Raw genomic sequence first — 6,594 nt, 5'->3', positions numbered from 1 at the left:
GGGCACTTCGCCGCCGGCGAGCCGGACTTCGTGCGCACCTGGCCCGTGCACTGCGTGGCCGGCACCCCCGGCGCGGACACCGCGCTGTTGGAGCGCCCGCGCGAGGACCTCGCCGCCGCCCGCCCGTGGCATGTGGTGGTGTGGAACGACCCCGTGAACCTGATGAGCTACGTGGCGTACGTGTTCCGCTCGCACTTCGGCTACTCGGCGGCGCGCGCCCAGTCCCTGATGCTCGAGGTCCACGAGCGCGGACGGTCCGTGGTGTTCACCGGCTCCCGTGAGGCCGCCGAGGGGCACGTGACCGCGATGCACGGGTTCGGCCTGTGGGCCACCCTGGAACAGGCCGAGGACTGAGGGGGAGCATGGCACAGCGATTCCGCTGGACGCGGCGCGGGTACGTCGCCGAGCTCGAGGACGCCGAGCTGCGGCTGCTGCGCGGCCTCGTGAAGGACGTGGTGACCCTGTTGGAGAACCGCCAGGACGAGGTCGCCCCGCCCGGGAGCGACGCGGGGACCGCCGAGGACGCCCCGGAGGCCGGGGCCGAGCCGGTCGCCGACGCTCGGCCGGGCGACGCCGTCGGGCCGGGGGAGGAGACCCCCCACGACGCCGCGTTCTGGGCGCTCGTGGGCGGGCTGGACCTCGTCGCGGACCCCGTGGCCGAGCGGTCCGCGCCGGAGGACCCCGCGGTCGCCCGCCTGCTGCCGGACGCGATCCCCCACGCCGAGCCCGCCGAGCGCGCCCGCCAGCGGGCCCTCACCGAGGACGCGCTCACCGCCGCCAAGCTCGCCGACGCCCGCCGCGCCCTCGAGGCGCTGCGCTCCGTGCGGGTCACCGTGCCCCACGAGCACGCCGTCTCCTTCGGGCGGGCGCTGAACGACGTCCGCCTGGTGCTCGCCGCCCGGCTGGGCATCGAGACCGAGCAGGACGCCGCCCGGGTCCACGCCGTGGACGACTGGCGCGACGCGCAGGACGTGGAGGCCACGATGGCCCTCCTGTACAACTTCACCACCTGGCTGCAGGAGACCCTGATGGCGGAGATGCTCTCCGAGCTGCCCCTCGAGGGCGCGGCCGGCCCCGACGAGGAGGAGGAGCGCGCATGAGCGCGACCGCAGACACCGCGCAGACGGGGGCGGGCCCCTCCTCGCCGATCGGCGTGTTCGACTCCGGCGTGGGCGGGCTGACCGTGGCCCGCGCGATCATGGACCAGCTGCCGCACGAGCCGATCATGTACGTCGGCGACACGGCGCACTCCCCGTACGGGCCGCGGCCGATCGCCCAGGTGCGCGCCCTGGCCCTGGGCGTGATGGACGAGCTCGTGGAGGCCGGCGTCAAGGCGCTCGTCATCGCGTGCAATTCCGCCTCGGCGGCCGTGCTGCGCGACGCGCGGGAGCGCTACACCGGCCGGCTCGGCATCCCCGTCGTCGAGGTCATCCAGCCGGCCGTGCGACGGGCCGTCGCCGCCACGCGCAACGGGCGGGTCGGCGTGATCGGCACCCAGGCCACCGTGGGCTCCCGCGCGTACGAGGACTCGTTCTCCGCGGCCCCGCACCTGCAGATCACGTCCGTGGCGTGCCCGCGGTTCGTCGAGTTCGTGGAGGCCGGCATCACCACGGGCCCCGAGCTGCTGGAGACCGCGGAGGAGTACGTGGCCCCGCTCAAGGCCGCCGGCGTGGACACCATGGTCCTGGGCTGCACCCACTACCCGCTGCTCACCGGCGCGCTCTCCCTGGTGATGGGGGAGGACGTCACGCTCGTCTCCTCCGCCGAGGAGACCGCCAAGGACCTGTACCGGGCCCTGGTGCGCCACGGCCTGGAGCACCCGCACTCGGCGGCCGGCTCCGCCGCCGCCCCCGAGCACCGCTTCGCCGCCACGGGCGACCCGGAGCACTTCGCGGCCCTCGCGCGTCGGTTCCTCGGCCCCGAGGTGGGACCGGTGCGGCAGATCCAGGAGATCCGCGAGCGGTACCCCACCGCGGCCCTCACCGCGCTGACGCCGGACGTGCTGGCGCGGCTGCGCGCCGAGATGGAGGAGGACGGAGCCCGATGAAGCTGACCGTGATCGGAGCCTCCGGCTCCTTCCCCGGGCCGGGCTCGCCCGCGTCCTGCTACCTCGTCACCGCCGACGGCCCGGACGGGAACGGGGGCACCCGCCCCTGGCGGATCCTCCTGGACCTGGGCAACGGGTCCCTGGGCGTGCTGCAGCGGCACATCGAGCTGGAGCAGATCGACGGCGTGCTGCTCTCGCACCTCCACCCGGACCACTGCATGGACCTGTGCGGGCTGCACGTGGCCGTGCGCTGGAACCCCGAGGGCTGGGACGCCGGGAGGATCCCCGTGTACGGGCCCGCGGCCACGGCCACGCGCATCGCCGAGGCGTACGGCATGGACCCGGAGCCGGGCATGCAGGAGGACTTCGACTTCCGCGCGTGGGAGGCCGGCCGCACCGAGGGGCTGGGGCCGTTCCGCCTCACCCCGTTCGCGGTGCGCCATCCCATCGACGAGGCCTACGCGATCCGCGTGGAGACCACCGAGCCCGGCCGCGACGGCGAGCCGGTGACCCGCGTGCTCGCGTACTCGGGGGACTCCGACACCTGCGACGGCCTCGTGGAGGCGGCCCGCGACGCCGACCTGTTCCTCTGCGAGGCCGCGTACCACGAGGGCCGCGACGACCACATCGACGGCGTGCACCTCACCGGCCGCCGCGCCGGCCAGATGGCCGCCGAAGCCGGCGCACGGAAGCTGCTGCTGACGCACCTGCCGGTGTGGAACGACCCGCAGCGGTGCGCCCAGGAGGCCCGCGAGGCCTACGTCGGGCCGCTCGCGGTGGCGGTCTCCGGGCTGAGCTACGGCCTCTGAGCCCGTCCTAGACTGGGGCCATGACCGAGTCCTCCCCGAGCACCTCCCCGTCCGTGACCCGCCAGGACGGCCGCGCCGTCGACGAGCTGCGCCCCATCACCATCACCCGCGGGTTCTCGCGGCAGGCGGAGGGCTCCGCGCTGATCGAGTTCGGCGGCACCCGCGTCCTGTGCACCGCCTCCTTCACGGAGGGCGTGCCGCGCTGGCTCAAGGGAGAGGGCACCGGCTGGGTCACCGCCGAGTACGCGATGCTCCCGCGCGCCACCAACGAGCGCAGCCAGCGCGAGTCGGTCAAGGGCCGCATCGGCGGGCGCACGCACGAGATCTCCCGCCTGATCGGCCGCTCGCTGCGCGCCGTGATCGACCTCTCCGCGCTGGGGGAGAACACGATCGTGCTCGACTGCGACGTCCTCGACGCCGACGGCGGCACCCGCACCGCCTCCATCACGGGCGCCTATGTGGCCCTGGCCGAGGCCGTGGACTGGGCCCAGGGCAGGGGCATCCTGAAGAAGGATGCCAGGGTGCTGACCGACTCCGTGTCCGCGGTGTCCGTGGGCATCATCGACGGGGTCCCCATGCTCGACCTGCCCTACGTGGAGGACGTCAAGGCGGAGACGGACATGAACGTCGTCGTCACCGGATCCGGCGACTTCGTGGAGGTCCAGGGCACCGCCGAGGGAGTCCCGTTCCGCCGCGCCGAGCTGGACGTCCTGCTGGACCTGGCCCTGGCCGGCACCGCTGAGCTGTCCCGCATCCAGGCCGAGACCCTCGCCGGCGACGTGGCGGGCCGCGCGTGAGCACCCCGACCGCCCCCGTTGCCCCGGCCGGGGCCCGCGTGGTGCTGGCGACCCACAACGCCGGCAAGGTCCGCGAGCTGCGCTCCCTGCTCGCCGAGGCGCTGCCGGCGCTGGACGTCGAGACGGCCGTGGTCGACGCCGGCGCCGTGGGCGCCCCGGACGTCGTCGAGGACGGCGTGACGTTCGAGCAGAACGCCCTCAAGAAGGCCCGCGCCGTGGCCGCGCACACCGGGCTGATCGCCGTCGCCGACGACTCCGGCCTGGCCGTGGACGTCCTGGGCGGCGCGCCCGGGATCTTCTCGGCCCGCTGGGCCGGGCGCCACGGCGATGACAAGGCGAACCTGGAGCTGCTGCTGGCCCAGCTCGGGGACGTCCCGGACGAGCACCGCGGGGCGGCCTTCGTCTGCGCGGCCGCCCTGGCCACGCCGCGGGGCGGCGACCACGTGGAGCTCGGACGCATGCCCGGCACGCTGCTGCGCGAGCCCGTCGGGGACGGCGGCTTCGGCTACGACCCGATCCTGCGCCCCGCGGGCGAGGACCGCTCCACGGCCCAGCTCAGCTCCGCCGAGAAGAACGCGATCAGCCACCGCGGGCAGGCCTTCCGCGCCCTGCTGCCGCATCTCGTGGCCGCGCTCTCCGCCGACTCGTGACCGCCGGGATCGCCCCGGTGCGGCAGCCGGGGCTGGACTTCACGGCGATCGACTTCGAGACCGCCAACGGGTTCCGGGGCTCCGCCTGCCAGCTCGGCGCCGTGCGCGTCCGGGACGGCCTGCCCGCGTCGCGGGCCGTGTGGCTCATGCGGCCGCCCGCGGGCTTCGACCGGTTCGACCCCCGCAACGTGCGGATCCACGGGATCCATGCGGACCGGGTGGTCGACGCCCCGCGGTTCGCCGAGGTGTACGATGCGTTCGCGGCGTTCGCCGGGGACGACGTCCTCGTGGCGCACAACGCCGGCTTCGACCTCGGCGTGATCGAGTCCGGCCTGGAGGTCTCCGGCCGGGACGTGCCCGCCCACGACTACGCCTGCACCCTCACCCTCGCGCGGCGGATCTACGACCTGCCCTCCTACTCGCTGCCCTCCGCGGCGCGCGAGGCCGGGTTCGTCCCGGGCCGCCACCACGACGCGCTCGCGGACGCGGAGGCGTGCGCCGCGATCCTCGTGGACCTGGCCCGCCGCGTGTGCCCACCCGGGGAGGCGACCGTGGACGCCCTGCTGGCCTCGCAGGGGCTGCGGCGCAGCCGGCTGACGGCCCGCGCGGCCGGGACCGGGCGGGAGTCGCGTGCGACCCGGCAGGCCCGGACCATGCCCGGGCTCTTCGACGCCACGATCCCCCTGGCCGACGACCGGACCCTGCCCGACCTCATGCGCTGGCCGGACGAGGGCGTGAACCCCGAGCCGGCCGCCGACGCCGACCCCGGCCACCCGCTCTACGGGCAGGTCGTCGTGTTCACCGGCGGGATCGGCATGTCCCGGCAGGAGGCCAAGAACCGGGCCGCCCAGCGCGGGGCCGCCACCGCCAACCGGGTGAACGGGCGCACCACGATGCTCGTGGTGGGCGACGGCGTCGACCCGGCCGAGCTGGTGGGGGCGCCGGAGGTCCACGGGGTCGTCGTAGACCCCGGGGCGACCGACCCCGCCGGGCGCGGCGTCGACCCGGGCGGCGCGGTGACGCACCGCAAGACCCGGGAGGCGCTGCAGCGCCGCGCGAAGGGCCAGGCCATCGCCCTGGTGTCCGAGGCGGAGTTCCTGCAGATGGTGGACGGGGCCTGGCCGGCCGGGGCCCGCTGACCCGGCCCGCCGACCGGATCAGCCGTCGCTCAGGTGGTGGCGGCGATCCAGCGACGCGCGGCCTCGGCCACCACCTCGCGCTCCGTGATCCACGCCGGCACGGAGTCGGCGTCCTGGCCCCTGGACCCGAACACCGCCATGCCGTGGCGGGCGCCGACCAGCTGGCCGGCCAGGGCGGCCGTGGAGTCCGAGTCCCCGTCGTGGTTCGCCCCGATCCGCAGGGCCAGGCCCAGCGCCGCGGCGGGGTCCTCCGCGCGGGCCTCGGCCACGAGTGCGGCGTAGGCGGCGATCGCCAGGGCCTCCTCCGCCACCCAGCCCTCCCCGAGGGAGGCCGGCAGCGTGCCGGGTGCGCCGACGTCGTCCCCGGCCTCGACGGCTCGGGCCGCCTCGGCGAGGGCGCCGTCCAGGGCGGCGCGGGTCTCGGCGCCGTCCTCCCCGGTGGAGTCCAGCCAGGTCCGGGGGTGCTCCAGCGCGCCGCGCAGCTCCGCTCCGTCGAACAGCGCGGAGACCGTCAGCGCGAACGCCGCCGCGGCCGTCCACCCCGTGGGGTGCCCGTGGGTGAGCACGGCCCCCTGCCGGGCGAACGAGGCAACGTGATGGTCCTCCAGCCCCGGGACCATCCCGTAGGGCGCCGAGCGCATCACCGCGCCGCACCCCTTGGAGTCCGGGTTCTTCGGATCCGGCACCACCCCCATGCCGGACGAGCGCAGCCCGGACAGGCACGCCATGCCCGGGGCACGCTGGGCGTGCAGCTCCGTGTGCGCGTCGATCCAGCGGTCCTGGGCGGGCGGGGCGCCGTCGGGCAGCGCGCCGTCCTGGGTCCGCAGCCAGCGCAGGCAGGCCAGCCACACGCACGCCGCGGGGTCCGATGCCTGGCCCGCGTTCTGCCACTCGATCCACTCGAGCATCCCGTCCAGCACGTAGAGCGTCATCTGCGTGTCATCGGAGACCGGCAGGGCGGAGACGCCGGAGACGGCGGCGAGGGCGGGGCCGTCCGTGACCCCCGCGGCGCCGAGGCGGCCGAGGATCCGGTCCACCGAGTCGAACTCGACGGCGTAGCCGAGGGCGTCGCCGGCGGCCCCGGCGGCCAGCAGGCCCAGGACGCGGGACGGGTAGGAGACGTCGGTGCGGGGGGAGGGGGCGGCGTCGGTC

At 75.8% G+C, this 6,594-nt stretch carries 8 protein-coding genes; 7 read left to right on the top strand and 1 reads right to left on the bottom strand.

Annotated features, from left to right (window positions below; all coding sequences use genetic code 11):
- Positions 1–30: 30 nt before the first annotated feature.
- Genes clpS through MHY29_RS10665 form a run of 7 tightly spaced genes read left to right on the top strand, consistent with a single transcriptional unit; the run spans position 31 to position 5,442 of the window.
- Entirely contained in the window at positions 31–354 is a 324-nt protein-coding gene (gene clpS / locus MHY29_RS10695; RefSeq protein ID WP_370643520.1) for an ATP-dependent Clp protease adapter ClpS, read from the top strand.
- An 8-nt stretch (positions 355–362) separates the two neighbouring features.
- Positions 363–1,100 carry a DUF2017 family protein gene (locus tag MHY29_RS10690; RefSeq protein WP_239241118.1) on the top strand — a complete coding sequence of 246 codons (738 nt, stop codon included), beginning with the start codon at positions 363–365 and terminating at the stop codon, positions 1,098–1,100.
- Positions 1,097–2,047: a glutamate racemase gene (murI, locus tag MHY29_RS10685; RefSeq protein WP_239241116.1), complete on the top strand. Its 951-nt coding sequence runs from the start codon at positions 1,097–1,099 to the stop codon at positions 2,045–2,047. The genes MHY29_RS10690 and murI overlap by 4 nt, the downstream gene beginning before the upstream one ends.
- Entirely contained in the window at positions 2,044–2,856 is an 813-nt protein-coding gene (locus tag MHY29_RS10680; RefSeq protein WP_239241115.1) for an MBL fold metallo-hydrolase, read from the top strand. The genes murI and MHY29_RS10680 overlap by 4 nt, the downstream gene beginning before the upstream one ends.
- A gap of 20 nt (positions 2,857–2,876) precedes the next feature.
- The gene (gene rph / locus MHY29_RS10675; protein WP_239241113.1) at positions 2,877–3,653 is read left to right on the top strand and encodes a ribonuclease PH; all 777 of its coding nucleotides are present in this window, start codon (positions 2,877–2,879) and stop codon (positions 3,651–3,653) included.
- Positions 3,650–4,303, top strand: a complete 654-nt coding sequence (rdgB, locus tag MHY29_RS10670) for an RdgB/HAM1 family non-canonical purine NTP pyrophosphatase (protein WP_239241111.1) — start codon at positions 3,650–3,652, stop codon at positions 4,301–4,303. Before rph ends, rdgB begins: the two co-directional genes overlap by 4 nt.
- The gene (locus MHY29_RS10665) at positions 4,300–5,442 is read left to right on the top strand and encodes an exonuclease domain-containing protein (protein WP_224355209.1); all 1,143 of its coding nucleotides are present in this window, start codon (positions 4,300–4,302) and stop codon (positions 5,440–5,442) included. The genes rdgB and MHY29_RS10665 overlap by 4 nt, the downstream gene beginning before the upstream one ends.
- 29 nt (positions 5,443–5,471) lie before the next feature.
- Here MHY29_RS10665 and MHY29_RS10660 read toward each other — a convergent pair.
- A partial coding sequence (locus MHY29_RS10660; RefSeq protein WP_239241109.1) for an ADP-ribosylglycohydrolase family protein occupies positions 5,472–6,594 on the bottom strand: 1,123 nt, incomplete at its 5' end.

Origin of the sequence: Micrococcus sp. ACRRV, assembly GCF_022346985.1 — a bacterium.
In the GTDB taxonomy this organism is placed as follows: domain Bacteria; phylum Actinomycetota; class Actinomycetes; order Actinomycetales; family Micrococcaceae; genus Micrococcus; species Micrococcus porci.
This window is presented reverse-complemented; position numbering and strand designations above follow the sequence as displayed.